The sequence below is a fragment of the Streptomyces sp. NPDC000404 genome (assembly GCF_040300365.1).
In the GTDB taxonomy this organism is placed as follows: domain Bacteria; phylum Actinomycetota; class Actinomycetes; order Streptomycetales; family Streptomycetaceae; genus Streptomyces; species Streptomyces ramulosus.
The window spans coordinates 397,699-421,194 of record NZ_JBEPDN010000001.1; the positions used below are offsets into that span (position 1 = coordinate 397,699).

General features: G+C 75.5%; 16 protein-coding genes and 1 pseudogene. 9 read left to right on the forward strand and 8 right to left on the reverse strand.

The features are described 5' to 3' along the window. The first annotated feature begins 209 nt into the window (after window positions 1-209). Both glnA and ABT345_RS01760 read left to right on the forward strand, forming a co-directional pair. The gene (glnA, locus tag ABT345_RS01755) at window positions 210-1,619 is read left to right on the forward strand and encodes a type I glutamate--ammonia ligase (protein ID WP_345083441.1); all 1,410 of its coding nucleotides are present in this window, start codon (window positions 210-212) and stop codon (window positions 1,617-1,619) included. Window positions 1,620-1,798: 179 nt separating this feature from the next. Beyond that, window positions 1,799-2,659, forward strand: coding sequence for an Fpg/Nei family DNA glycosylase (locus ABT345_RS01760; RefSeq protein WP_345083442.1), 861 nt, complete (start codon window positions 1,799-1,801; stop codon window positions 2,657-2,659). A 362-nt stretch (window positions 2,660-3,021) separates the two neighbouring features. Here the strand turns inward: ABT345_RS01760 and ABT345_RS01765 are convergent, their stop codons facing one another. Both ABT345_RS01765 and ABT345_RS01770 read right to left on the reverse strand, forming a co-directional pair. Beyond that, window positions 3,022-4,857 carry a choline/carnitine O-acyltransferase gene (locus ABT345_RS01765; protein ID WP_345083444.1) on the reverse strand — a complete coding sequence of 612 codons (1,836 nt, stop codon included), beginning with the start codon at window positions 4,855-4,857 and terminating at the stop codon, window positions 3,022-3,024. 70 nt (window positions 4,858-4,927) lie between these two features. Beyond that, window positions 4,928-5,800: a HalD/BesD family halogenase gene (locus ABT345_RS01770; protein WP_345083446.1), complete on the reverse strand. Its 873-nt coding sequence runs from the start codon at window positions 5,798-5,800 to the stop codon at window positions 4,928-4,930. 350 nt (window positions 5,801-6,150) lie between these two features. Between ABT345_RS01770 and ABT345_RS01775 the strand changes: the two genes are divergently transcribed. Together ABT345_RS01775 and ABT345_RS01780 are read left to right on the forward strand one after the other, a co-directional pair. Then, window positions 6,151-8,178, forward strand: coding sequence for an oxidoreductase (locus ABT345_RS01775; protein WP_345083448.1), 2,028 nt, complete (start codon window positions 6,151-6,153; stop codon window positions 8,176-8,178). Window positions 8,179-8,376: 198 nt separating this feature from the next. Then, window positions 8,377-8,913 (forward strand): annotated as a pseudogene (locus ABT345_RS01780) (PadR family transcriptional regulator); the annotation flags it as partial. A gap of 319 nt (window positions 8,914-9,232) precedes the next feature. On the opposite strand, the gene ABT345_RS01785 reads toward ABT345_RS01780, so the two are convergent. The 4 genes from ABT345_RS01785 to ABT345_RS01800 form a co-directional block, all read right to left on the reverse strand. Further along, window positions 9,233-10,153 (reverse strand): LysR family transcriptional regulator, encoded by a 921-nt coding sequence (locus tag ABT345_RS01785; protein WP_345083452.1) that lies wholly within the window; start codon window positions 10,151-10,153, stop codon window positions 9,233-9,235. A gap of 346 nt (window positions 10,154-10,499) precedes the next feature. Further along, on the reverse strand, window positions 10,500-10,772 hold the full coding sequence (locus ABT345_RS01790) for a hypothetical protein (RefSeq protein ID WP_345083454.1): 273 nt from the start codon (window positions 10,770-10,772) through the stop codon (window positions 10,500-10,502). 113 nt (window positions 10,773-10,885) lie between these two features. Next, window positions 10,886-12,472, reverse strand: a complete 1,587-nt coding sequence (locus ABT345_RS01795) for an AMP-binding protein (RefSeq protein WP_345083456.1) — start codon at window positions 12,470-12,472, stop codon at window positions 10,886-10,888. A 125-nt stretch (window positions 12,473-12,597) separates the two neighbouring features. After that, a complete protein-coding gene (locus ABT345_RS01800) occupies window positions 12,598-13,485 on the reverse strand; it encodes a Gfo/Idh/MocA family protein (protein ID WP_345083458.1) in 888 nt (295 codons plus the stop codon). 577 nt (window positions 13,486-14,062) lie between these two features. Between ABT345_RS01800 and ABT345_RS01805 the strand changes: the two genes are divergently transcribed. Beyond that, on the forward strand, window positions 14,063-14,713 hold the full coding sequence (locus ABT345_RS01805) for a winged helix-turn-helix domain-containing protein (RefSeq protein ID WP_345083460.1): 651 nt from the start codon (window positions 14,063-14,065) through the stop codon (window positions 14,711-14,713). Between the two features lie 64 nt (window positions 14,714-14,777). On the opposite strand, the gene ABT345_RS01810 is transcribed toward ABT345_RS01805, so the two are convergent. Both ABT345_RS01810 and ABT345_RS01815 read right to left on the reverse strand, forming a co-directional pair. Further along, window positions 14,778-15,590: a lysophospholipid acyltransferase family protein gene (locus ABT345_RS01810; protein WP_345083462.1), complete on the reverse strand. Its 813-nt coding sequence runs from the start codon at window positions 15,588-15,590 to the stop codon at window positions 14,778-14,780. Beyond that, window positions 15,587-16,360, reverse strand: coding sequence for a GNAT family N-acetyltransferase (locus ABT345_RS01815; protein WP_345083464.1), 774 nt, complete (start codon window positions 16,358-16,360; stop codon window positions 15,587-15,589). Before ABT345_RS01815 ends, ABT345_RS01810 begins: the two co-directional genes overlap by 4 nt. Before the next feature lie 542 nt (window positions 16,361-16,902). On the opposite strand from ABT345_RS01815, the gene ABT345_RS01820 reads away from it, so the two are divergent. The 4 genes from ABT345_RS01820 (at window position 16,903) to ABT345_RS01835 (ending at window position 23,495) form a co-directional block, all read left to right on the forward strand. Continuing rightward, complete coding sequence (locus ABT345_RS01820) at window positions 16,903-20,043, forward strand: alpha-N-acetylglucosaminidase (protein ID WP_345083466.1); 3,141 nt, start codon at window positions 16,903-16,905, stop codon at window positions 20,041-20,043. A gap of 58 nt (window positions 20,044-20,101) precedes the next feature. Continuing rightward, complete coding sequence (locus ABT345_RS01825; RefSeq protein ID WP_345083468.1) at window positions 20,102-20,386, forward strand: DUF397 domain-containing protein; 285 nt, start codon at window positions 20,102-20,104, stop codon at window positions 20,384-20,386. Window positions 20,387-20,499: 113 nt separating this feature from the next. Next, entirely contained in the window at window positions 20,500-22,470 is a 1,971-nt protein-coding gene (locus tag ABT345_RS01830; RefSeq protein ID WP_386459937.1) for a hypothetical protein, read from the forward strand. 110 nt (window positions 22,471-22,580) lie between these two features. Beyond that, complete coding sequence (locus ABT345_RS01835) at window positions 22,581-23,495, forward strand: metal-dependent hydrolase (RefSeq protein WP_345083470.1); 915 nt, start codon at window positions 22,581-22,583, stop codon at window positions 23,493-23,495. Window position 23,496: the final 1 nt, after the last annotated feature.

Here is a 23,496-nt window from a genome sequence, read left to right on the forward strand (position 1 = left end):
CGAGGGGCGCCGCCGAGCGGCCGGAACCGTCATGACCAGGCATGATCGGAAGTGAGGCAGGCCGCGTCCCGGTTAACCGCGACGAAACAAATGGGTCATGCTTGGGAAATCACGTCTGCCTATGGTCGGGCAAGCGCGCCTCCCAAGGGTCGCGCTCCGTGCATCAGCCCCGCGTCCGCCGACCGGTGACCGGGCCAGAAGGAGTAGGGATGTTCCAGAACGCCGACGACGCGAAGAAATACCTCGCCGACGAGGACGTCAAGTTCATCGACGTGCGGTTCTGCGACCTGCCCGGTGTGATGCAGCACGTCACGATCCCGGCGAAGGCCTTCGACCCGGACGAGGAGCTGGCGTTCGACGGCTCCTCGATCCGCGGCTTCCAGGCGATCCACGAGTCCGACATGTCGCTCCGCGCCGACCTGTCGACGGCCCGGCTGGACCCCTTCCGCCGCGACAAGACGCTGAACATCAACTTCTTCATCCACGACCCGATCACCGGCGAGCAGTACAGCCGCGACCCGCGCAACATCGCCAAGAAGGCCGAGGCGTACCTCGCCTCCACCGGCATCGCCGACACCGCCTACTTCGGCCCCGAGGCGGAGTTCTACGTCTTCGACTCGGTGCGCTTCGACACCTCCGCGAACCAGTCCTTCTACCACATCGACGCCGAGTCCGGCGCGTGGAACACCGGTTCCGAGGAGAACAACCGCGGCTACAAGGTCCGCTACAAGGGCGGCTACTTCCCCGTCCCGCCGGTCGACCACCACGCCGACCTGCGCGCCGAGATGTCGCTGGAGCTGGAGGCCGCCGGCCTGGAGATCGAGCGCCAGCACCACGAGGTCGGCACCGGCGGTCAGGCGGAGATCAACTACAAGTTCAACACGCTGCTCGCCGCCGCCGACGACCTGATGCTCTTCAAGTACATCGTGAAGAACGTCGCCTGGCGCAACGGCAAGACCGCGACCTTCATGCCCAAGCCGATCTTCGGTGACAACGGCTCCGGTATGCACGTCCACCAGTCGCTGTGGTCCGGCGGCAACCCGCTCTTCTACGACGAGCAGGGCTACGCGGGCCTCTCCGACATGGCCCGCTACTACATCGGCGGCATCCTCAAGCACGCCCCGTCGCTGCTGGCCTTCACCAACCCGACGGTGAACTCCTACCACCGCCTGGTCCCCGGCTTCGAGGCCCCGGTCAACCTCGTCTACTCGCAGCGCAACCGCTCCGCCGCGATGCGCATCCCGATCACCGGCGCCAACCCGAAGGCCAAGCGCGTCGAGTTCCGCGCCCCGGACCCGTCGTCCAACCCGTACCTGGCGTTCTCCGCGCTCCTCCTCGCGGGCCTCGACGGCATCAAGAACAAGATCGAGCCGGCCGAGCCGATCGACAAGGACCTCTACGAACTGGCCCCCGAGGAGCACGCGGGCGTCCAGCAGGTCCCGACCTCCCTCCCGGCCGTCCTCGACGCCCTGGAGTCCGACAACGAGTACCTCCAGCAGGGCGGCGTCTTCACCTCCGACCTGATCGAAACCTGGATCGACTACAAGCGCACCCACGAAATCGCCCCGATCCAGCTCCGCCCGCACCCGCACGAGTTCGAGCTTTACTACGACCTGTAAGAGGCGGAGCACACGCCCGGCGGGAGCCGGGTGGGCCGGCCGGTTGCCCCCAGCGTTCTCGGGGGTGGCCGGCCTTCGCCGTTTGCGCACGCGGTCGGCGCTTCCCGGGCTTCCGCGCCGACTGTGGCGCCCGCCGCTCCGGCCGTGCCGGAGCGGCCGGACCGCGCCACACTGACCCCATGCCCGAATTGCCAGAAGTTGAGTCGCTTGTTCGGTATCTGCGGGGGCGTGTCGTCGGGCGGACCGTCGAGCGGGTGTTTCCGGTGGCGGTCAGTGTGCTCAAGACGTATGAGCCTGCCGTGACGGAGTTGGAGGGGCGGGTGTGCGGGGGTGTGGTGCGGTGGGGGAAGTTTCTGGATGTGGAGGTCGGGGGGCTGCATCTGGTGATGCATCTGGGGCGGTCAGGGTGGGTGCGGTGGCGGGAGGAGGTGCCGGAGGGGGTGCCGCGGCCGGGGAAGGGGCCGTTGGCGTTGCGGGTGCGGCTGGTGGCGGGCGGCGGGTTCGAGGTGACGGAGGCGGGGGCCCGTAAGCAGGTCGCGGTGTATGTGGTGCGGGATCCGCAGGAGGTGCCCGGGGTGGCGCGGCTGGGGCTCGATCCGCTGGACGAGGCGTTCACGCGGGAGGCGTTCGCGGCGGTGCTGGCCGGGGAGCGGCGGCAGATCAAGGGGGTGCTGCGGGACCAGGGCGTGCTGGCCGGGATCGGGAACGCGTACTCGGACGAGATTCTGCACATCGCCCGGATGTCGCCGTTCAGGGCGGCGGCATCGCTGTCGGAGGAGGAGGCCGGCCTGTTGTACGCGGCGATCGGGACGACGCTGCGGGATGCGGTGGCGCGGTCGGGCGGGCTGGAGCCGGGGAAGCTGAAGGCGGAGAAGAAGAGCGGGATGCGGGTGCACGGGCGGGCCGGTCAGGCGTGTCCGGTGTGCGGGGATGTGGTGCGGGAGGTCGTGTACCGGGACCGGTCGATGCAGTACTGCCCTACGTGTCAGACGGGCGGGAAGGTGCTGGCGGACCGGCGGATGTCGCGGTTGTTGAAGTAGAGAGCCGGCGCGGGGGGAGGGGGGCGGGGCGCCGGATCAGACCCGGTCAGCCCGGATCGGCCCCGGCGGGCCCAGTTCGGCCCCGTCCGGCCCGGATCTCGGACCCGTCCGGCCCCAGCGGGCCCCGTCCGACCCCGTCCGGCCCGGATCGGACCCGTCCAGCCCGGATCAGACCCGGCGGGCTCCGGCCGGCCCGGATCGCCCCAGTCCGGCCCCGTCCAGCCCCGGCGGGCCCCGGCGGACCCCGGCGGGCCCCGTCCGGCCCCGGCGGCCCCCGGCGGGCCCCGTCCGGCCCCGGCGGGCCCCGCACGGTGGCGTGCGGCGCCCGCCGGAAGAGTGGTCCGGACTCCGTCAGCCCCGGGTCAGCTGGCCTCCCCCAGCAGTTCCCGCAGCTCCCCCACCGCCCTGCGCAGTTCCTCGGCGAACGTGTGCATCGGCTCCGCGACCGGCTCCGGGGTGCTGAGGTAGAGGTGGAAGCGGTCGGGGAGGAGGACGTAGGCGACGCCGATGCAGCGGCTGCTGGTGGAGCCGAAGCCGAAGTACTGGATGTGGACGGAGGGGGCGGAGCTGGTGCTGAGGTAGTCGTCGCGCATGGTCAGCCAGCCCGGGGAGCGGTAGAGGGCGGGCTGGTCGGGGAGGCCGAGTTCGGGGCCGCGGCGGCGCTGGATCAGCTCCAGTTCCCACAGGTGCTGTTCGGGGGCGCGGCCCGCCTGGCAGTCCTTGGCGCGGGTGACGTGGGCCGCGGCGGCGGTGCGGGCGGCGGCGCGGCGGGTGGCGGGGTCGGCGGCCGGGTCCTCCATCGCGGCCACGAAGCGCTGAATCTCCTCGGTGACCACCCGCATCGCCTCGGTGCGGCCGCGCCGCCACTGCCGGGTGGCGATCGATTCGTAGGTGGCGCCGAGGCGGCCCTTGGCGCGCTGGTGGGCGAGTTGGTAGGCGAGCTGGACGAAGGCGTCCGGGGAGATGCCGAGGGCCTTGGCGGTGTCGGCGCCGAAGTCGTCGAAGGCGACGGTGCGGGTGGCGGTGGCCTCGCCGTACGCGGTGAAGGCGTCGGCGGCGGCGCGGATGCGGGCGCGGGTGGCGTCGTCGGTGGTGAAGGCGAGCGGGGACGGCTCGGGCGGGCCCTGGGTGCGGGCGCCTGCGAGGCGGGCGTGTTCCTCGGGGGTGGTGGCGAGGAGGCCGTCGACGAAGGCGAGGACGGTGGTGCCGTCCAGTTCGCAGTGTTCGATGTTGATGCCGGCCCGGCCGTCGGCGAAGACGATGAGGGAGACGGCCTTGTCGAACCAGCGGTTGCCGCGGTCGCCGTACAGCAGCTCGTCGCACGCCTCCTGGATGCCGTCGGGGGCGAAGTCCTCCAGGCAGACGCAGAAGAGGGCGGTTTCGACGGAGTCGAGGGCGGCGGCGTTGCCGGGGTCGGCGAGGAGGGCGGCGCGGGCGTCGGCCCAGTCGGCGCGGGCCAGGGTGGTGAGGTGGCCGACGGAGGTGCCCGGTTCGGCGGGGGCGGCGCCCGCCTTGCGTACGGCGTCGAGTCCGGCGCGCAGGTCGTCGAGCCCGTAGGGGGCGCCGTCGGGGCCGAGGACGTCGAGGCGGAACATCCGGCCGTGGAAGAAGACCACGATGTGGCGGGCGCGGGACGGGCCGGGCCACTCGTCGGAGTAGGGGGCGCGGACGGTGTCCTGGTCGGTGCCGGGGATGCGGGTGGTGGAGAAGAGGTAGCGGTGCTGGTCCATCGACTGCGGGCGGCCGCGCTGGACGACGGGCGGCAGGCTCTCCTCGTCGAGGAGGCGCTTGTGGTGGAGGGCTCCCATGATCAGCCCGGCGGCGCGGTGGAGTTGGGGGTCGTTCCCGGGTCCGGTGGGTTCCTCGTCGCGGAAGAGGAAGAAGAAGTTGGCGTTGAGGGCAATGCGGTCGCGGCGGCCGAGGTAGCGGTAGGGCCAGAAGGTGTCGAGCCAGCTGTGGGTGGTGGGGAGCGCGTCGTAGGCGGCGAGGGCGGCGTGCAGGACGGGGCCGGGGCCGTCGGGGGCGCGGAAGGCGGCGACCTCGGCCTCGGTGGCGGCGCGTTCGGCGTCGGTCAGCAGCGGGCGGCACCACTCCAGGAAGAGGGCGCAGCTCTCCTCAAGGGTGGGCAGCGGCACCTTCGGGAGCTGGTCGTCGTGGGCGAAGGTGGTGCCGGGTGCGGTGTCCTCGGGTGTGGGCATGGCGGCTCTCGTTTCGACGGGTGCGTACGGGACAACAGGCTCAACGAGCCGGAATCGTACGGGGGTTGGGTCAGTCCAGGAGGGTGTCGCCGCGGACGGTGCGGCGGGCGGCGGCGAGATGGGCGGGGAGGACCCGGCCGAAGAGCTGGCGGGTGCGGGCGACGGAGCCGATGACGCCGGGGCGCTCGCTGTAGGCGAAGATCGCGGAGTGGCGGGCCCGGGTGCCGCGTACCGGGCTGACCCGGTGCAGGGCGTAGCGGCCGCGGAAGAGCTGGAGGTCGCCGGGGCGCAGCGGGAGGCGGTGGACCAGGTGGCCGCCGTGGCCGTCGAGGACGGCGCGGACGTCGTCGAAGCGTTCGTCGTCGGCGGAGCGGATGCCGGGGCAGTACTCGAAGTCGCCGCCGTCCGTGGCCTCCTGGGTGAGCATGCTGACGGTGAACTCGTTGGTGTCGAAGTGCCAGGGGTGGTCCATGCCCGGTTCGACGACGTTGAGGACGAGTCCGGCGAGCGGGTCGGCGAGCGGGTGCAGCCGGGGCAGGCCGAAGCAGGTGGCGAGGAAGCGCTGGAAGTCCGGGTCGGTGTGGAGGCGGCTGATGAGGGCGTCGGCGGGGATGCGGTCGCGGGGGACGAAGGCGTTGCCCCGGCGGAAGGTGCGGCGCCCGGGGTGGCCGTCGGGCAGCGGGGTGTCGGTGGCGATGTTGTAGACGTTGACGGTCTCGGTGGCGAAGTGGGCGCGGGGGGCGAGGTCGGCGCACTCCTCGCGCAGGGCGTCGCGCTGCGGCGGGCGGAGGAAGTCCGCGAGGACGGTGCAGCCGTGGGTGCGCAGCTCGCGGCGGGCCCGGTCGACGACGGCGCGGGCGGCGGGGGCGTCGGGGTCGGCGAGGGGGTAGCGGTCGGTGTCGACGAGGTGGTCGAGCGTGAGCGTGGTGGGCGGTGTGCTCATGCGGTCCCTTCCGTGTGCGGGCGGGCGGGCATCGCGGCGCGCGGCGTCGTTCCCGTACGGGGCGCGCCGGAGGCCACCCCTCGGAGTGCGGCAACTCTACTGACAGGTAACAGAGTTGGGGGTGCGGGGCGGGAAAGATCGCTGTGAGACGGCCCACGGTGGTCCGGTCGCGGTCGGCCGAGAGGGCGGGCGTGCGGGCGGGGAGCGGGCGCCGGGGCGCGAAGGAGCGAGGCCTGGGCTCCGGGGAGGCGGATCGTCGCCTCCGTCACTCTTTTATGCAACTTGTTGCACACTCCCGCTCCGGTGCCCTAGAACGTCCCTGACGACCGCCGCTGCGCCAGGAGGCCCCGATGCGCCCGAGCCCCTATCCGTATCTGATGAGCCCGCTCGACCTGGGCTCCGTGACGCTGCCCAACCGCGTCCTGATGGGGTCGATGCACCTCGGTCTGGAGGAGGCGCCCGGCGGGTTCGCGCGGATGGCCGCGTTCTACGCGGAGCGGGCGCGCGGCGGCGTGGGCCTGATCGTCACCGGCGGGTTCGCGCCCAACCACGCCGGGCGGCCCTACGAGGGCGGGGCGACGCTGACGACCGAGGAGCAGGCCGCCGAGCACCGGGAGATCACCGGGGCGGTGCACCGCGAGGGCGGCCGGATCGCGCTCCAGCTGCTGCACTTCGGCCGGTACGCGCACCACCGGGACCTGGTGGCGCCGAGCGCGCTCCAGGCGCCGATCAGCCCGTTCGTCCCGCACGAGCTGACGGACGACGAGGTCGAGCAGACCGTCGAGGACTTCGTCCGCGCCGCGGAGCTGGCGCGGTCCGCCGGGTACGACGGCGTCGAGATCATGGGCTCCGAGGGCTATCTGATCAACGAGTTCCTGGTGACCGCCACCAACCGGCGCACCGACCGGTGGGGCGGCTCGTACGGGAACCGGATGCGGTTCCCGGTGGAGATCGTCCGGCGGGTGCGGGAGCGGACCGGGCCCGACTTCCTGATCATCTACCGGCTCTCCATGCTCGACCTGGTGCCGGACGGCTCCACGCTGCCGGAGGTGATCGCGCTGGCCGAGGCGGTCGAGGCGGCCGGGGCGACGCTGCTCAACACCGGGATCGGCTGGCACGAGGCGCGCATCCCGACCATCGCGACGTCCGTGCCGCGCGGCGCGTACGCCTGGGTGACGCGGCGGGTGCGCGGCGCGGTGAAGCTGCCGCTGGTCGCCGTGAACCGCATCAACACCCCCGAGGTCGCGGAGGAGTTGCTGGCCGGCGGGTCCGCCGACATGGTCGCGATGGCGCGGCCGTTCCTCGCCGACCCGGAGTTCGTGGCCAAGGCCGGACGGGGCGAGCCGGAGGCCATCAACACCTGCATCGGCTGCAACCAGGCCTGCCTCGACCACACCTTCAGCGGCAAGATCACGTCCTGTCTGGTCAATCCGCGGGCCTGCCACGAGACGGAGCTGGTGCTGTCACCGACGCGGCTGCGCAAGCGCGTCGCCGTGGTGGGCGCCGGCCCCGCCGGACTGGCCTGCGCGGTGTCGGCGGCCGAACGCGGCCACTCGGTCACGCTGTTCGACGCCGCCGCGACGATCGGCGGGCAGCTCGACATCGCCCGCCGCATCCCCGGCAAGGAGGAGTTCGACGAGACGCTGCGCTACTTCCGCCACGCCCTGGAGCGGTGGCAGGTCGACGTCCGGCTCGGGACGCGGGTCACCCCGGAGGCGCTGGCGGGCGCCGGTTACGACGAGATCGTGCTGGCCACCGGCGTCACCCCGCGCACCCCGCCGATCCCCGGCACCGACCATCCGAGCGTGCTCGGCTACCTCGACGTGCTGCGGGACGGGGCGCCGGTCGGCGAGCGCGTCGCGATCATCGGCGCCGGCGGCATCGGCTTCGACGTCGCGGCGTTCCTCACGGACGGCGGCGAACCGGCGAGCCAGGACCCGGAGGTCTTCTTCCGGCAGTGGGGCGTCGACACCGGCTACGGCGCCCGGGGCGGACTGACCGCACCGAGGCGGAGCGCACCGCCGCGCCGGGTTCATCTGCTCCAGCGCAGCACCACCAAGGTCGGCGCGGGCCTGGGCAAGACCACCGGCTGGATCCACCGCACCGAACTCCGCCACCGCGGCGTGACGACGGTCGCGGGCGCCACGTACCACCGCATCGACGACGAGGGGCTGCATCTGACCGTCGACGGGCAGCGGCAGGTGCTCGCGGTGGACACGGTCGTGCTCTGCACCGGCCAGGAGCCGCGGCGCGAGCTGTACGACGTGCTCGTGCAGGACGGGCACTCGGTCCATCTGATCGGCGGCGCGGAGGTGGCGGCCGAACTGGACGCCAAGCGGGCGATCGACGGCGGGACGCGGCTCGCGGCGAGGTTGTGAGCGGCGGGGCTGCCAGCGGCGGGGCGGGGCGGGCCGTGTGTCCGCCCGGGTCCGTACTCGGATGGCCCCGGGGCCCGGGCGGGCGCGGGTCCCCGGCGGGTGCGGGCCGTTCGCCCCTGCCGCCGTTCGCCGCTGCCGCCATTCGCGGCTGCCGCCGGGGGCCCGGGGCCGGCGGCGGGCCCGGCCTAGGATGCGTCCATGTCCCTGCCGTACGCCATCCTCACCGCCCTGCTGGAGAAGCCGTCGTCGGGGCTGGAGCTGACGCGGCGGTTCGACAAGTCGATCGGCTATTTCTGGTCGGCGACACATCAGCAGATCTACCGCGAACTGGGCAAACTGGAGGCGTCCGGACTGATCCGGGCGCTGCCCGCGGCCCAGCCGGCCCGCGGGCAGAAGAAGGAGTTCGAGGTCCTGCCGTCCGGCCGCGCCGCGCTGACCGCCTGGGCCGCCGAGCCGCAGGACCCCAAACCGCACCGGGACGCGTTGCTGCTGCGGATGCGGGCCGCGGCCGTGGTGGGACGCACCGGACTCGACGAGGAACTGCGCCGCCATCTCGCCCTGCACCGGCGGCAGTTGTCGGAGTACACCGCGATCGAGGAACGCGATTTCGCGGCCGCCGCCTCGCCCGGCGAGCGGTTGCAGCGGTTGGTCGTACGGGCCGGGATCGACCTGGAGACGTTCTGGATCACCTGGCTGACGTCGGCGCTGGCGGAGCTGGCCGAGATGGCGGAGGCGGCGGAGGCGGCGGAGGTGGCGGAGAGGGAAGGGGCGCCGGATGTGACGGGGGCGCCGGACGCCTCGGGCGCGCCGGATGCGCCGGATGCGCCGAAGGCCTCGGACGCCTCGGAAACCCTCAACCCCTCGACCCCCTCGAACGCCCCGGACACCTCGGACGCGCCGGAGGCGACGAGGGCGGAGCGGCCGGGCGGCGCGGAGGGCGCGTCCTAGCCGGTGCGGCCGGGGGTGTTCCCGCCGGTGCGGCCGGAGGCGTGCGCGCCGGTGTCGCGCGAAGCGCCCCGGGCCCGGGCCCGGCAGGCGGCGCCGGGCGGGTCCGTCAGCCCCTCTCCCGCTCCCCGGTCACCCGGTGTGCGGCCGCCCGCAGGGCGCGGACGTGCGGCAGATCGCGTTTGCCCGGCAGCCAGGCCAGCCCCATCGACCAGGGCGGCAGGTCCTTGACGTCGACATAGGCCACGCCGGGCCGCGGATAGCGGTGGCGGGCCGCCTCCGGCGGGAGCTGGATGCCCTCGCCCATGGCGATGGCCAGCAGCGATCCGGAGTAGTCGACGACGTCGTGGCCGGTGTAGCGCACCGGGCTGCCGTCCGGCCGCGGGTCGGTCGACCAGTGCTGCCGATAAACCTTCGGCACCCGCGGCGACCAGCCCAGATGCGGGCGGTCCCGCAGATCGGCCAGGCTGATCACCTCGCGCCGGGCCAGCGGGTCCGCCGCGCTCAGCGCCGCACACCGCGCGCCCTCGGCCAGCGTCAGGTACTGGATTCCGTCCGGCACCGGCAGGAAGAGGAACGCGGCGTCGGCGTCGCCCTCCAGGAGCACGGTGGCGGTGTCGAAGGCGGCCCGCCGGAACGCCACGCCGACCCCGGGCGCCGCCGCCCGGAAGGCGTCCATGACCGCGGGCACCGGCTCCATCAGCGCGATGTTCTCGAACGAGGCGATCACCAGGCCGCCGGCGCCGGAACGGGCCCCGGCCTGCTCCCGCAGCCGGTCCGCCGCCCGCACCGCCTCCTCCACCGCCGGGAGCAGCTCCGCACCGGAGCAGGTCAGGCCGACCCGGCGGGTGCTGCGGTCGAGGAGCCGGACGCCGAGGTCGCGTTCGAGGGCGCGGATCCGCTGGGAGAGGGCGGGCTGGGTGATGAACAGCCGGGCGGCGGCGCGTCCGAAGTGGAGCTCCTCGGCCAGCACCAGAAAGGCCCGCAGATGCCGGACGTTGGCGTCGCGCGCCGCTCCGTTCCTCGTCATGGCTCCACCCTCCAGGATTCATAACCTCCAGGCAATCAAAGCGGGTTGATACGGCATCGGCCGGCCGTTGCGGGCCTTCCGAGCGGCGTGGAAGGCTGCTTGATGTGGCGCGGGCAGCAGACGCCCGGCTGCCGTGCGGGCGGTGGTAGCCCGCGGGGCGAGCGCCGCGGGCCGCCCTCGGACACCTCGGCCCCGGCGACGCGCCCCGCACCGCCGAGCCCCGCGCCACCGGCGCGGAACCGTCCGACGGGGGAATCGGGGGGATAACGGGCCCTCGCGGGCGTCAGCACGACGCCCGCGAGGGCCCGTTCTCCTGTTCCCGGCGCTCCCTCGGGTCTCCTTCGGATCAGCAGTGGTCGTAGAGCAGGGCGCGCACCACGCGGCAGGTGGTGTCGGACGGGCGGTGGACGCCGATGGCCTCGGCCGTCGCGCGGATACGGCCGTTGGAGGCCTGGTCGGGGCGGTAGACGCCGGTGTCGAGCAGGGCTATCGCCAGGCGCATGGCCTTGAGGCGGCGGTTGTGGGATTCATACCGCTCGCGGGGCCAGCCGGCGGGCAGCGGCTTCTTGGGCAGCGGATGGGCGGGGAGAGGTTTCGTCGTCAGAGTGGCAGGGGCCATCGGGCAACCTCCGAGTGCTGGGTGAACCCTCACTTACTGGTTCCCATTCTACGGCCGACCACTGACAAAAGCCCCTGACCAGCAGCGATATGACGAGGCTTGAGCCGATCCGGTCAGGGCGCCTCGGCGACCGCCGCGGCCGGCCCCTCCGCCGCCCGCAGCCGGACCTTGTCGGGCTTGCCGACGGGTGTCAGCGGCAGCGCGTCCCAAACACGGAACGCCACCGGCGCGTACAGGGCGCCTTTGTGGTGAACCACCAACGCGCGCAGCTTCTCCGGGTCGACGGTGCGGCCCGGCGCCGGGACCACCGCGGCGTGCACCTCCTCGCCGTCGTCGGTGCGCACCCCGTAGACGGCGCACTGCGCGACGTCCGGGTGGGTGTGCAGCAGGTCCTCGATCTCCAGCGGGTGGACATGGCCGCCGACGACGATGATCACGTCCTTGGCGCGGTCGGCGAGGTAGAGCCGCCCGTCCTCGTCCAGGAAGCCGATGTCGCCGGTGCGCAGCCAGCCGTCGCCGACCAGGACCTCGGCGGAGCGCTCCGGGTCCTTCCAGTAGCCGGTCATCACGCCCGCGGACCGTACGTGGATCTCGCCCGTCTCCCCCGCCCCCAGGGTGCGGCCGTCCGCGTCGCGTACGGCGATCTCGACGCCGGGGCGGGCGCGGCCGACGGTGAGCCGGCCGCCGGGACCGGCGACGTCGAGGTCGGCGGGGACCGCCTCGGTGATCGACAGCGCCTCGGACGACCCGTACTCCCCGTACAGCACGGGCCCCAGCAGCTCGGCGGCCTGCCGTATCCGGGACGGGGTGGCGGGGCAGCCGCCGTAGCTGACGCGGGTGAGGGAGGAGAGGTCGGTGGCGGGCAGGTCCGGGTGGTCGAGGAGGCGGTGGAGGAGCGGCGGGAGGACCCAGAGGTGGGTGATGCGGTGGCGGGCGATGGCGGCGAGGACGTCGCCCGCCTCGAAGCCGCGCCGCAGGACGGCGGTGCCGCCGGCCACCAGCGTCATGTCGGTGAAGATGCCCGCGAGGTGGGCGAGGGAGGTGGCGGCCAGGAAGCGGGGCGGGTCCCCGGCGCCGGCCACCGGGCGGGTCAGCATCCGGGCGAAGGGCCCGTGGGTCATCCGGACTCCCTTGGGGATGCCGGTCGTTCCCCCGGTGTGCCGGATGCACCAGTCGTCCCCGGGGCGCGCTGCGCCCGGCACCTCCGGGGTGGCGGGCAGCGCGGCAGCGGCGGCCATCAGGTCGTCGCCCAGGGGCGGCAGGTCGCCGCGGTCCCGGTCCGGGCCGAGGGTGAGGACGGCGGGCCGGGGCCCGCGCAGGTGGCCGAGGAGGGCGCGGCCGGTGGCGGCCAGCTCCGGTTCGACGAGCAGCAGGGCGGCGTCCACGCTGTCGACGAGGGTGGCGAGGGCCGCGGGGGCGAGCCCGTCGTAGAGCAACACCACGCGGGCGCCGAGGTGGTTGACGGCGTAGCGGGCGGCGAGCACGGCTGGGGCGTTGCCGCTGAGGAGGGCAACGGTGGCGCCGCGGCCGATGCCGCGGTCGGCGAGGACGGCGGCCGTCCGGTGCACGGTGGCGGCCAGTTCACCGGCGGTGATCTCGGTGCCGTCGGCGGCGATCAGCGCCGTACGGGCGGGGTCGCGGCGCAGGGCGGCGAGGAGGAGATCCGGGTAGACGGCGTCGGGGGGTTGGGGCGTGTTCACGGGGTGGCTCCTTCGCGCGGTCGGGCGGGCGGCCGCCACCGGAGCGGCCGGTCCGCCGGTACGCCGACGCTACGACCGGGGACCGCCCGCACCTGCGGGAATGCGCCACCCCCAAGGAGGACCGGTCAGTCGAGGGCCTGCTCCGCCGCCGCCAGGATCTCGGTGACGCGGCGGCCGAAGCGGAGGTCGCAGGGGTGCGGGTGGCCGGTGCGGGCGGCGAGGAGGAGGGCGTCGACGGCGCGGTGGTAGGCGGGCAGCGGGCCGTCCTGGCGGCGCGGCAGGACGGCGACCCCGGCGGCGCCACGCAGCGTGACGGCGACGCCGGCCGCGGCGGGCGGCGCGGTCAGGCTCAAGGTGGCGGAGCTGGCCGCGCCGCCCCGGTGGCGCAGCGTCAGCAGCACCGTGTCGGCCGGGCCGCGGCGGGCGGTGACGTCCTCCGCGTCGCCGAGGACCGGCAGCAGGACGGAGAGCGCGTGCGGGCCGACGTCCCACAGGGCGCCCTTCTCGCGGCGCCAGGCGGAGGCGGCGTACGGGCTGTCGCTGCCCTCGGCGAAGACGGAGCCGAGCCAGTCGGCGTGGGCGGTGAACCAGCCGCCCTCCTCCGCCCGTCCGGCGATCCACTCCGCCTCGTGGGTGCCGAAGCGGGCCGTGAAGAAGACGACGGAGGCGACGTGCGCGCGGGTGGCGGCCTCGTCGAGCGTCCGGGCGTCGGCCGGGTCGAGGGCGACGGGCTTGTCGAGGAGGAGGTGGCAGCCGGCCTCGGCGGCGCGGGTCGCCAGCGGTGCCTGGACGGCCGGGGGCAGCGCCAGGGCGACGGCGTCGCACTCGGCGAACAGCGCGTCCGGGGAGGTGTGGGCGCGGGCGCCGTGGGCGTGGGCCAGCTCCTCGGCGGCCTCCGGGCGGCGCCCCCAGACGCCGGTCAGCTCCACTCCGGGGTGGGCCGCCAGGGCGGGTGCGTGGACGCGCTGCGCCCAGAAGCCGGTGCCGAGAAGTCCGATGCGCGGGGTCGTCATGGGGCCAGTCTGCCCCGCCGGGCCCCGCTCCCCGGGGTGCCGCAGCCCGGCACGGGGTCCCGAATCACCCGGGGTCGCGCGCATCCGGGCGGCGGACCGGCCCCGGCCCCGGGTGCCGCCACCGCGCCGGTCCGGGCGGGCGGCGCGCCCCGCCCGCCGGGGGCTCGCGTACGCCCCCGCGCTCCCCCGCGGTCGTTCCGTACGCCCCGCCCGCGCCCGCACGGCCCCGGGGCGGTGCGGCCGGGCCGGTGCCGCGGTGACGGGGACGGGGCGTACGGCGGGGCACGGTGCCCGCGATGCGGGCGGCCCGTCTCACACCGCGGTCTTGTGAAGGACATATCAACAACCGTCTGGTTGAATGGCAGACATGGCCAGCCTCCTTGACAGCGCGACAGGTCGCAGCGACCTTGAGCCCTTCTGGCCGTCCCGCCAGGCGCACGCCTTCGATCGTCTGTGTTGCCACGCGCACTGAGCGCGGGCCCGCACTCCTCAGTCCGACGCCGTTGACCGGTGTCGTCGGCCCTGCCCGCGCGCACGACGTCCCCTGACGCTTCTCTGCGCGAAAGAGCTGAATCCCATGACGAACATCCGCCCTCTGCCTGCCACTTCCGCGACGGCCCCCCACCCCTCCGCTCCGTCCCCGCACCTCCCCCGGCAGCGGTTGCGCGCCGTGGCACCCGATGAGGTGCCGCCGGTCGCCGAGCTGCTGACCGCGGGCGCGACCTGGCTGCCCGCGCCGCAGAGCAGCCTGCCGGTGCTGCCGGGCCGCCCGCCGATGGTCGGCTATCTGGTCCTCGTACCGGCCGAGCAGGCGGCCGCCGCGGGCCGCCGTGCGGACGCCGCACCGTCCGCCTCCGGACCGGCCGCCTCCGGGCCGCCCGGCGAGCCCGCCCCGCAGCCGGCCCCGCAGCCCGCGCCGGGCCCCGCCGCGGAGACCGGCGACGAGGTCGTACGGATCGATCCGGAGCAGCGGACGGCGCGGGTGCTGGGCCGCCTGCTGGATCTGACGTACCTCGAATTCGAGCTGCTGGCGCACCTGGTGGCGCATCCGCACCGGGTGCACACCCGCGATCAGCTGGTGACGACGGTGTGGGGCTACGGGCACGTCGGTGACGGCCGGACCGTCGACGTCCACATCGCCCGGCTGCGGCGCAAGCTCGGCTCCGACCACCGGGCGTCGATCGTCACGGTGCGGCGCGTCGGGTACAAGTACGTGCCCAGCGCCTGATCGTTGGGCTGCGGCCGGGCGGGCACCACGCGGTGCGCGCCCGGCCGTTCGCCTGTCCGGCGTGTCAACTGCCGTGGTACGCAGGCATGTTGGGCGACATGCCGAGTGCGGCGTGCTGGGCGAGGGCCGCCAGTTCCCGGCGGCCCCGGCAGTGTCCCGGGGGCAGTGCCGGGTGGGCGGTGACCCGTACGGCGAGGCCGCGGGCGGCGAGGACGCGGCGGAGCGAGGCCAGGAAGGTGTCCGGGCCGCAGAACGCGGCGACGGTGGTGGGCAGCGCCTCCTGGGTGTAGGTGAGCGTCACCGGGCGGACGGGGGCGCCGGCGTCGAGGGCCGCCTGGAAGACGGCGCGCCGGAAGACGCCCGCGCCGGCGGTGCACCAGGTGGTGGCCTGCGGGAACACCGCGACGGACCGGCCGGAGGCGAGGAGTTGTGCCAACCCGGCCACCACGTGCGGGAGCCGGCGCGGGCTGGTCCGGTCGATGAAGTGCGTACCGGCGCGGCGGGCGAGGCCGCCGACCACCGGCCAGCCGCCGACCTCGCGCTTGGCGAGCACCGCCACCGGGTCGACGGCGAGCAGCGCCGGGATGTCGAGCCAGGAGATGTGGTTGGCGACGACGAGGGTGCCGGGGCCGGTGGACGGGGCGCGCAGCGGACCGTCGGCCACCAGGCGGACGCCGAGGGCGGACAGCAGCGCGCGGGCGTGGGCGCGCAGCCGGACCGGGTCGGCGAGGCGGCCGCCGTCGGCCAGGGCGCGGCGGACGGCGGCGGCGAACGCGGCGCCGCGCAGCGCGGTGGTATGCGCCGGGACCGGCGGCCGGGCGTGCCGCGCGCAGTCGCGGCCGCAGCCGGGGGTGACGTCCCAGGGGCCGCCGGTCATGCGGCGTCCTCGCCGAGGAAGTAGCGGCGGTAGCGGTCGCCGAGGCGGTCCATGTCGAGGACGACGAAGAAGTCGGCGACGCCGAACTCCGGGTCGTGGGCGGGCGGGCCCGCGATCCAGGCGCCGAGCCGCAGATAGCCGCGGAGCAGCGGCGGCAGCTGGGCCGCGGCGGGCCGCTCGGGCAGCGGTCCGGCGGGGAGCCAGGGCCGGTGCGGTACGGCGTGCAGGCCGGGCGGGGCGGGGTGGCGGGTGCGGGCCAGCGCCCAGGCGTGGGCCGCGGCGGTGCCGCCGTCGGCGAGCGGGACGGAGGCGCAGCCGGCGAGGTAGCGGTGGCCGGAGAGGAGGGTGTAGCGGGCGAGGGCGGCCCACATCTGGTTGATGACGGCGCCGCCGCGGTGGTCGGGGTGGACGCAGCTGCGGCCCGCCTCGATCAGCGAGGGCCGCAGCGCGTCCAGGGCGGTGAGGTCGAACTCGCCGTCGGAGTAGAGCCGCCGGGTGCGGCCGGGCGGCAGCAGCCGGTAGGTGCCGACCACCTCGCCGGTGGGGTGGTGGACGGTGACGAGGTGGTCGGCGTGGGCGTCGAGGGCGTCGGTGTCGTGGCCGGGCAGTTCGGTGTGCAGGGCGGCGCCCAGCTCCTGGCCGAATATCCGGTGCCGCAGCCGCTGCGCGGCGCGGATCTCCGCGTCCGTGGCGGCGAGCGCGGTGGTGTAGCCGGGCTGCGGGGCGGTGCCGGGCCCGGGGCGGGCGGGGGCGGTCGGGACCGTACGCATGGGGAACCCTCCGGGGAGGCTGCGGCGGCCTCCGGCTGCGGAGGCCGCGGAACGGTGACGGACGCCGGTCTCGAAGGCGCGACCGGCGGGGTACGGGTGCGCGGGGACGGAGCGGTGTCGGGGAGCGGGGGACGGGCGGCACGGGGCGGGGCGCGTCCCGGTGCGCGGACGGGCCCGGTGGCCGGGTCCGCGGGGCGCGCCACCGCTCCGACTGTCCCCGCGGGTGCCTCCCGGTCGCGTGAAGCGGAGGGAGCGAACGGGTGAGGGGCGGCGGAACAGTCACCGGAGGGGCGCGGGGTGGGCGCCGGACGCGTGGGGCGGGGCGGGGGCGGTGCGGCGTTAGTCGGGGCCCGGCCTCGGCGCGCGGGGTGGGCGGCCGCAGGCGAGGCCGGAACCCGTCGATGGGTGTGCTCCCCGCGCTCCCGCCTCCTTGGAGGGGCGTCCGGGGCCCGTTAGCGTGCCGGGGCGGGAGTGCCGCCCGCGTCGCGCTTTTGTACGTCCCCGTTGTGTCGTCGTACGACCGCCGAGCAGTGGAGGCCGCCATGACCCGTCCGACCCGTCGTACCCTGCTGGGCTCCGCCGCCGCGCTCGGGGTACGGGCCACGCTCGGCGGGGGCGCCGCCGTCCCCGCTCCGGCCCGCGCGGACGGCGGCCTCCCGTTCGACGCCGGTCCGGCGCAGGACGCGCTGCGCCGTCTGCTGCCGCACCACGCGGCGCAGTTCCGGCTCGTCCCGCTGGCCCCGGGCGACGGCGCCGGGGACCGGTTCCGGGTCGGCGGGCGGGCCGGGCGGATCGAGGTCGCCGCGACCACCCCGGCGACGCTGCTGACCGGCGTCCACCACTATCTGCGCCACACCTGCGGGGCCCAGCTGTCCTGGGGCGGCGACCAGCTGGCGCTGCCGGAGCGGCTGCCCGCCCCGGGCGCGTCCGCCGAACGGTCCTGTGGGCTGCCGCACCGCTTCGCGCTCAACGACACCCACGACGGCTACACCGCCCCGTACGCCGACTGGCCGCGCTGGGAGCGGCTGATCGATCTGCTGGCGCTGCACGGGGTGAACGAGGTGCTGGTCACGCCCGGTTCGGAGGCGGTCTACCACCGGCTGCTGACCGGGTTCGGCTACTCCGACGCCGAGGCGCGGGCGTGGATCCCGCAGCCCACCCATCAGCCGTGGTGGCTGCTGCAGAACATGAGCGACTACGGCGGGCCGATCGATCCGGCGCTGCCGGCGCGGCGGGCGCGGCTGGGCCGGCGGATCTGCGACCGGCTGCGCGCCCTGGGGATGCGGCCGGTGCTGCCGGGCTACTTCGGGACCGTGCCGGTGGACTTCGCGGCGCGGAACCCGGGGGCCGCGACCGTGCCGCAGGGCGTCTGGGCGGGGCTGCGGCGCCCGGACTGGCTGGACCCGCGCACCGGGGCGTTCGCCGACGTCGCCGCCGCGTTCTACCGCCACCAGCGCGAACTGCTGGGCCCGGCCGGTCTGTTCAAGATGGATCTGCTGCACGAGGGCGGCGATGCGGGCGACGTCCCGGTGGCGGACGCGGCGCGCGCGGTGGAGCGGGCGCTGCGCACCGCGCACCCCGGGGCGACGTGGGTGATCCTCGGCTGGCAGGAGAATCCGCGGCCGGAGCTGCTGGACGGCGTCGACCGGGACCGGATGCTGATCGTGGACGGGCTGAGCGATCTGGACACCGTCGCCGACCGGGAGCGGGACTGGCGCGGGACGCCGTACGCGTTCGGGACGATCCCCAACTTCGGCGGGCGCACCACGATCGGCGCGAAGACGCACCGGTGGACGGAGCGGTTCACGGTGTGGCGGGACAAGCCGGGCAGCGCGCTGGCCGGGACGGCGTACATGCCGGAGGCGGCGGAGCGCGATCCGGCGGCGTTCGCGCTCTTCGCGGAGCTGGCGTGGAGCGAGCGGCCGGTGGACCGCGCCGCCTGGTTCGACGGCTGGGCCGACACCCGCTACGGGGGCCCGGACACCGCCGCGCGGGCCGCGTTCGCCGCGCTGCGCACCAGTGCGTACGAGATCGCGAGCGCCGACGGGCGGCCGCACGACGCGGTGTTCGCGGCCCGGCCGGATCTGGCCGCGCGGTCGGGCACGGCGCACGCCACGCACACCCCGGCCTGCGATCCGGCGGCGGTGGACACCGCGTTCGCCGCGCTGCTGGACGTCCGGCCCGCGCTGCGCGGCGCCGACACCTACCGGCACGATCTGACCGATCTGGCCCGGCAGGCGCTCGCCAACCGTTCCTGGCAGCTGATTCCGCAGCTCCAGGAGGCGTACGGGCGGGGCGACGGGGCGGCGTTCGGGGCGCTGTCGGCGCTGTGGCTGCGGCTGATGCAGCTGAGCGAGGAGGTCACCGGCGCGCACCGGCGGTTCCTGCTGGGGCCGTGGCTGGCCGAGGCGCGGGCGGCGGCCGCCGGGGACGCGGCGCTCGCGGCGCGGCTGGAGCGGTCGGCGCGGGCGCTGATCACCAGTTGGGCGGACCGGCCGACGGCGGACGGCGGGAAGCTGGCGCGCTACGCCAACCGCGACTGGCACGGGCTGATCGGCGAGGTGTACCTGCCGCAGTGGCGGGCGTATCTCGACGAGTTGGCGGATGCGCTGGCGGCCGGGCGGGAGCCGGCGGCGTTCGACTGGTACGCGCAAGAGGAGGAGTGGACGCGACGGCGGGACCGGCATCCGGAGCGGCCGGTCGCCGATGCGTACCGGACCGCGCGGCGGGTGCGTGACGTGCTGGCGGCGGCGCCGTACCAGGGGACGCTGACGGTCGCGGCACAACCCGCGGCGCTGCCGCCGGGCGGGCGGGCGCGCGTCACGGCGGCGCTGCGCAACGTCAGCGGGCTGCGCGCCACCGGCCGGGTGGACTTCGCGCTGAGCGGGCCGGAAGCCGCGCCGGACGGTCCGCTGTCGCTGCCGTCCGTCGGGCCGGGCGCCACCGGCCGGGCACGCTGGCAGGTCACGGCGCCGGCGGGCCCGCCGAAGGACCCGCTGAGCCCGCTGCCGTACACGCTGACCGCCACGTACGGGCCGCGTGGCGAGGCGCGGGTGCGGGCGGTGCGCGAGGGCACGCTGTGGGTGGCGGGGCCGCTTGCGGCGGGGTTGGCGACGGTCACCACCAATGCGGCGGTTTTCGGTCAGCTGGCGGAGCGGTTCGCGATCGACGGCGGGGGCGCCGATCTGTGGCGGGCCACCGCGGAGTTCGGCGCGGTGTACCGGCCGGGGGCGCTCGCGGCGGGCGGGTCGGCGCAGGTCGAGGTGGTGCGCCAGGACGCGACGGCGCCGTGGGCACGCGCGGGCCTGATCGTCCGCAACGGGCTGTCCGCGGCGCCCGGTTCCGCCGGGGCGCGCGGTTTCCTGAACCTCTCCGTCACCCCGGCCAACGGCGTGGTGCTCTCCTACGACGCGACCGGCGACGGCACCCTCGACACCTACGCGCGGCTGACGGGGGTGACCGCCCCGGTGACGCTGCGGCTGGCGCGGGGCGCAGACGAGGCGGGCGGCGGCACGTACACCGGCGCGTGTTCGGTGGACGGCGGGGCGACGTGGCGGGAGGTGGGCACGGTGCGGGTGCCGGGGGCGGCCGCGGCGCAGGACACCGGGTTGCACCAGTGCGCGGCAAGCTCCGCCCCGGGGACCCGCGGGACGGCCGAGTTCCGCCGTTGGAGCGTACGGTGACCGGCCGGTCACCGCGTACGCTGAGCCGGAAGGATCACGTGAGTGAGGGGACAACGGCATGAGCGCCGCAGCGGAGCAGGAAGCAGCCGATCGGGAAGCGGCCGAGCGGGCGGCGGTGAAGGAGGCCGAGAAGACCTGGCTGTACGGCCTCGACATCTCGGACGCCGTCTGGCAGCGCGCCCCGGGCGACGCCGAGGAGGCGGTCGAGATCGCGTTCCTGGAGCGCGGTGCGGTCGCGATGCGTAACTCCACCGATCCGGACGTCGTGCTGCGCTACACCAAGGCGGAGTGGGACGCGTTCGTGCTGGGCGCCCGGGACGGCGAGTTCGACCTGGAGATCTGAACACCCCTGCGCCGGGCGGCCGTTCGCGGCCGGGCCCGGGCATCCGTCCGGTCACCCGGTCCGGCCCGTGTGCCGGCGGGTGACCGGCCTCGTTTTCGCTCGTTTCACTCAGCGTGAAAAAGCAGTCGACATCCTCCCGTCAGATCAGCGCCCCCGAGGACCGCGCCGCCGCGCACGCCGCCGGAGGGGCCCCGGACGGCCTCGACGCGCTGGACGTCGAAGAGGCCGAGGAAGCGCTGGTCACGCACTATCCGCGGCTGGTGCGGCTGGCCTATCTGGTGCTGCCGCCCGGCGGCGGGCGCGGCCGCCGGGTACGCGCCGCGCACGCCGTCACGCAGCGTGCCCTGCCGCGCCGCCGCACCGCCCCCGCGTCCCTGCCGCTGCCCGGTCCGCGCGGCCCTCTGGAGGCGGACGGCCCCGGGTACGCGGTGCTGCGGGTCCAGGTGTTGCGGGAGGCGTTGGCGGTGGCGGGCGGCCGGTGGCGGCGGCCGGGGCCGTTGCCTCAGGTGTGGGGGGTGCGGCTGGCGCCGCGGCCGTGCGGGGCGGCGGAGTCGGCGCTGGAGCGGGAGCTGGCGGAGCTGTCGGCGGCGGGGCGGGCCGCGTATGTGCTGCGGGCCTTGGAGCGGCTGGCGCCGGCGGAGGTGCTGCGGACGCTGGAGGCCGCCGGGGTGCGCGATCCGGAGGTCGCGGCGGTGGAGGCGGAGGAGGTGACGGCGCCGGGCGCGGTGCGGGGCCGGTCGCTGCTGGAGTCGCCGGAGTTCGACGCGTGTGCGCTGCAGGCCCGGCCGACCGATCTGATCCGGCGGCGGCAGCACGGCCGGGCGCTGCTGGCGGCGGCGGTCGCGGTGGTGGTGTGCGGGGCGCTGCTGGGGTTGCCGGGCGAGGGCTGGGGGCCGCAGGGCGCGGCGGCGCCGCCGTACGCGGAGAACGCGGCGGCGCGGGCGGCGATGGATCCGGGGCGGCTGCTGGCGTCGTCGCCGACGGCGTGGAAGTCGGCTGCGCGGGAGGACTTCGCGGCCTGGCCGGCGCGGGGCGACCGGGTCGGTGACAAGGCGTTGCTGCGGCGGGCGCTGGCGGTGTGGGCGCGGCCGGGGCCGCAGGTGAAGGTGGTGGCGACGCCGGGCACGGCGTCGGGTCCGGCGGCGGGTCCCGCGCAGCTGCTGTTCGCGGGGACGGTGGATCACGCGGCGGTGGTGCTGCTGCACGACGGGCAGCGGCTGGTGCGGTACGCGGAGGCGGCGGACGGTTCGACGGGGGCGGGCGCGGCGCTGGACTTCGCGCGGACGGACGGGGCGCAGGGCGCGTCGGCGGCCGTGCTGGCGGTGGGCCGCACGGCCCGTAACGTCCGCTATCTGACCGCCCCTTGGGCGTCCTCCGTCCAGCTGGTGGACCTGCTGAAGCCGGGTGCGCCCGGGGAGCGGCTGGCCGTGGACGCGCAGGGGCTGACCGCCCCGGCGCCGTCGCCGGGCCCGTCGGGCGGCTGCGATTCCTGGCCGGCGCTGCGGACGGACGGCGCGCTGCTGACCGATCTGGGCGAGACGACCCCGGTGCGGCTGACGTACGGGACGCCGCAGGCGCCGGGTGCGGTGGACGGTCCGGAGGGGCGGGCGGCGTGGGCGCGGACGGCGTGTCAGCTCCCGCTGCTGCGGGGGCGGGGCGTGGCGTCGGTGAACGCCTGGCCGTTCGCGCGGCAGACGCTGCCGGGCGGGTCGGGGACCGCGTCGTGGCTCTGTGCCCGGGCGGAGACCTGGCGGGGTCCGGGCAGCCGCACGCTGTCGGTGTTCCAGCCTCCGGCACCGGCCGGGCAGCCGTATGCGACGGCCGCGGTGACGGCGGCGGCCGAGGGCGGTACGGCGTGCGGTCCGCGGGCGCCGCGGGTGCTGGCCGGGGTGTTGTGGAAGTCCGGGGACGGCATGTGGTGGCTGCTGGCGGCGGGCAGCCGGGAGGTGACGTCGATCGCGGCGACCGGCGGCGTACGGGGCGGTGCGGCGGGGCGGTTGCTGTCGCTGCCAGTCCCGGCGGGCAGCCATGCGCAGCTGACGGGCCGGCTGCGCGGCGGTGGCCGGATCGACGGGCTGGGCTGAGGCCCGGCGGCGGGCGGGCGGATCCCGGGAGGCGGCGGAGGGGGCCGGCTCCCGGGATTTTCCCTGTCCGAGGACTATCGCCGCGCTTTACCCCCCAGTACATTGACGCCATGTCTAACAAGGCGTCGCCGCGGCCGGAACCGGCCGCACAGGAGCATGTGCCGCTGAAGGCCCGCAACGTCGCGTTCGACTGGGCCGGCACCCCGCTGCACTGGGTGCCCGGGGACCCGTCGACCACGCACACCATCAATGTGCTGCATCTGCTGCTGCCCGCCGGCGAGCGGTGGTTCGTCCACGTCTACAAGCAGGCGCTGCCGCTGATCCGCGACGCCCGGCTGCGCGAGGACGTCCTCGGCTTCATCGGGCAGGAGGCGATGCACTCGCAGGCGCACGACGGGGTGCTGCCGCATCTGCGGGCGCAGGGCCTGGACCCGGAGCCGTACACCGCGCAGGTCGACTGGTTCTTCGAGAAGCTGCTCGGCGACCGGACGCTGCCGCCGGGGCGGGCGCGTCAGTGGTGGCTGCGGGAGCGGATCGCGCTGATCGCGGCGATCGAGCACTACACCGCGTTCCTCGGCGACTGGGTCCTCAACGCCGAGGCGCTGGACGCGAAGGGCGCCGACCCGGTGATGCTGGACCTGCTGCGCTGGCACGGCGCGGAGGAGGTCGAGCACCGGTCGGTCGCCTACGAACTCTTCCTGCACGTCGACGGCGGCTACCGGCGCCGGGCCCGCACCTGGGCGCTGGCCTTCGGCGCGCTGGTCTTCATGTGGCAGCGCGGGATGCGCTTCTTCATGGAGAACGATCCGACGCTGCGCGACGGCAAGGCGTCCGCGAAGGACTTCTGGCGCGGCGGCCGGGAGGGCGTGCTGCCGGAGCCCGCCGCGATGCTGCGGTCCATCCCGCAGTACCTGAGCCCGTCGTACCACCCTTCCCACTACGGCAGCACCGCACAGGCCGCGGCGTATCTGGCCCGGTCCCCCGCCGCGGTCGCCGCCGAGGCCGGATCCCCTGGAGGCGCCTGAG

What these genes read in the sequence shown, in the direction of transcription:
- ABT345_RS01815 (WP_345083464.1), bottom strand. Translation starts at nt 16,360, where the DNA reads ATGCGTACGGTCCCGACCGCCCCCGCCCGCCCCGGGCCCGGCACCGCC.
- ABT345_RS01835 (WP_345083470.1), top strand. Translation starts at nt 22,581, where the DNA reads ATGTCTAACAAGGCGTCGCCGCGGCCGGAACCGGCCGCACAGGAGCAT.
- ABT345_RS01785 (WP_345083452.1), bottom strand. Translation starts at nt 10,153, where the DNA reads ATGACGAGGAACGGAGCGGCGCGCGACGCCAACGTCCGGCATCTGCGG.
- glnA (WP_345083441.1), top strand. Translation starts at nt 210, where the DNA reads ATGTTCCAGAACGCCGACGACGCGAAGAAATACCTCGCCGACGAGGAC.
- ABT345_RS01770 (WP_345083446.1), bottom strand. Translation starts at nt 5,800, where the DNA reads ATGAGCACACCGCCCACCACGCTCACGCTCGACCACCTCGTCGACACC.
- ABT345_RS01805 (WP_345083460.1), top strand. Translation starts at nt 14,063, where the DNA reads ATGACGAACATCCGCCCTCTGCCTGCCACTTCCGCGACGGCCCCCCAC.
- ABT345_RS01790 (WP_345083454.1), bottom strand. Translation starts at nt 10,772, where the DNA reads ATGGCCCCTGCCACTCTGACGACGAAACCTCTCCCCGCCCATCCGCTG.
- ABT345_RS01810 (WP_345083462.1), bottom strand. Translation starts at nt 15,590, where the DNA reads ATGACCGGCGGCCCCTGGGACGTCACCCCCGGCTGCGGCCGCGACTGC.
- ABT345_RS01765 (WP_345083444.1), bottom strand. Translation starts at nt 4,857, where the DNA reads ATGCCCACACCCGAGGACACCGCACCCGGCACCACCTTCGCCCACGAC.
- ABT345_RS01760 (WP_345083442.1), top strand. Translation starts at nt 1,799, where the DNA reads ATGCCCGAATTGCCAGAAGTTGAGTCGCTTGTTCGGTATCTGCGGGGG.
- ABT345_RS01800 (WP_345083458.1), bottom strand. Translation starts at nt 13,485, where the DNA reads ATGACGACCCCGCGCATCGGACTTCTCGGCACCGGCTTCTGGGCGCAG.
- ABT345_RS01820 (WP_345083466.1), top strand. Translation starts at nt 16,903, where the DNA reads ATGACCCGTCCGACCCGTCGTACCCTGCTGGGCTCCGCCGCCGCGCTC.
- ABT345_RS01825 (WP_345083468.1), top strand. Translation starts at nt 20,102, where the DNA reads ATGAGCGCCGCAGCGGAGCAGGAAGCAGCCGATCGGGAAGCGGCCGAG.
- ABT345_RS01775 (WP_345083448.1), top strand. Translation starts at nt 6,151, where the DNA reads ATGCGCCCGAGCCCCTATCCGTATCTGATGAGCCCGCTCGACCTGGGC.